Below are 2363 nucleotides of genomic sequence, written 5' to 3' on the forward strand. Positions count from 1 at the left end.
CGGATATCCCCGGCCTTGCTGACCAGCTTACGCAACGCCGGCATCGCCTTGGCGATCTTAAACATCTTACCGAACGGCAACGCGCCCACCGCAGCCCAGATACACCCGGAGATCTGCCCCTTTAAACAGTTCTGGATATCAGTAATACCCACAACATCCAAGATCAGGTCCAGAGCCTCTTTACCGATGACATCTTTCATCGCATCAAGCAAACTCGTCGGCTCAGCCGCTTCATCTTGCTGCGCCTCAGCGGCAAGCGCACGCTGCAGCTCCGCTTCCTCGGACAACTGCTTCTGCCAGGCACTGTTATAGGCATCCGAGGCAGCCTGAGCCGCCAGCGCCGCATCCTGACCCGCGGCATCTGCTGATGCCCTCGCCGCAGCCGCAGAACCGGCAGCCTCAGTGGCTGATGCCCGCGCATCAACAGCGAAGCTCATCGCCTGATTGGCGTTACTCTCCGCCTGAGTGGCATCCGCCTCAGCCTGATCCGCAGCCTGGTGCGCACGAGCCTGCTGAGCCTTCGCGAACTGCAGGGACTGCTCAGCAGAAGCCAAGTGCTCACCGGCAAGTCGTGCTGACTCCTGGGCCTGACCCGCAAAGGAGGCGGCAGCGTCGGCGAACTCCTGAGCCCGGGCAGCGGAGCCTAAAGCGTGCTCATGAGCAGCCTGCGCATTCGCCGCGAGTTCACCGGCAACATCGGCAGCCTGCCGACCTGCCTGCAGCAGTGACGCGATCTGGGCGTCATGGGTGGCCCGCTGCCCGTCCATGTTGGCTCGTCGATACTGCTCCACGGTAATGAACTCATCCAGACCCGCCCGATCACCGACCACCGCGGCCTCAGCGGCCGCCTTGACCTCCGGGCCACCTGTACGGGTCAGTTCATAGGCCTGCTGAATCTGATCAGCCCAGCGCGCGTTCTGGTATCCACCGTCATTGACGAACCCGTTAAGCGCCTCGAAAGTACCCGCCCGTAGCGCGTCATCGGCAGCTGCACGGGTGTTGTCCCCAGCTGACTCCCGCAACGTCCACACCGTCTTGGTCAATTCACCGGTGAGAAGACCATCAGCCCCGGTCGCGATGAACTGGTCAATTGTGTCGGCATCCTCGTAGACCACCGCCATGGCAGCATCGCGTACCGCCTCATCAGGATTGGTGACTGACCAGTTCTGCACCACGGCACGATCATCCGTGTACGCCGCGTCAATGAACCCTTCGGCGCCGAAGACACGGAAGTCATCATCGGATCCTCCTGCCAATGCCGTTTTCGCAGCACCGGCAACCGCCGGGGAGCCGACCTGGACCGCGGCCACAGCACTACGCCGCAGCTGGTCAACATCGTCGATCCCGTCGCCGGCGGTGAGCTTGTCGACTTCAGCGCGCAGGTCGGAATCCTTGTCTGCCTTCTGTGACGCTGCAGCGTCTGTCGCGTCCTGCACCGCGCGGGCATCTTCTGCCTGAGCGCGCAGGAAGGCGCGCTCTGCCTCCAAACGGTCATCGGCAACAGCGGTGGAGACCTCACTGGTCTGCTCGGCCAGATCCATCGCCTCATCGGCAGCGGTCGCCGCCGCTGCAGCATCAGCGGCATGAACTCCTGACATCCTCGCGGCGTAGTCCGCATTCCCTGCTTCACGTGCGGCGTCCTCGGCAGCGACAGCGGATTTACGGGCATGATCAGCAGCCTGCGCCGCTGCCTCACGGGCCTGGGCAACCAGATCCTTGATCCTCACGACCAGACCATCGACCTGATTCGCCGCCGACCGGGCACGGCCCGCCGCCGCCCTGGCGCGCGCCGCCCCTTGCCTGGCCTCGGCGGCGGCCTGTTCACTGACACCGGCAGCACCAGCAGCCTCTGTCGCAGCAGCGGCAGCAGCATCAGCGTTACCCGCCGCCGAGTTCGCCGCACCCGCAGCAGCTTGAGCGTAACCGGCTGATTCGTCGGCCCGTGCGAAGGCCTCTTCCGACCGGGCTGCGGCATCGGCGGCATCCCGTGCCTGCTCAGCGGCAATACGAGCACCCTGGGCAGCACCGGCATCCCGGGAAGCGTCAGAGGCTCGTGCGGCGGCAACAGCAGCAGCATTGCGCGCCTGCGCTGCAGCAGACGCTGCCCGTGCCAACGCGTCTGCGGTCTGCTGCAAGGCGATTCGTGCCTCCTGGCTTGCCGCGACCGCCTGGTCAGCCACCCGCGCCGACTGCTGTGCCAACTGGCCTGCTGCCGCGGCAGCATTACCCGCCCGGACTTGGGCGGCATCGGCGGCTTGAGCCTCATCGCGGGCCCGGATCGCCGCTTGACGGGCATTGTCTGCCGCCCGCGCTGCCCGGTCCGCCTGCTGCACAGCCAAACTGTTGGCTTCAGCTGCTTTACC

General features: G+C 65.3%; 1 pseudogene. It reads right to left on the minus strand.

What is annotated here, in order from left to right:
- Positions 1–2363 (minus strand): annotated as a pseudogene (locus tag CVA01_RS15025) (HNH endonuclease); the annotation flags it as partial.

This window comes from Corynebacterium variabile (assembly GCF_006539825.1).
GTDB classification, from domain to species: Bacteria; Actinomycetota; Actinomycetes; order Mycobacteriales; family Mycobacteriaceae; genus Corynebacterium; species Corynebacterium variabile.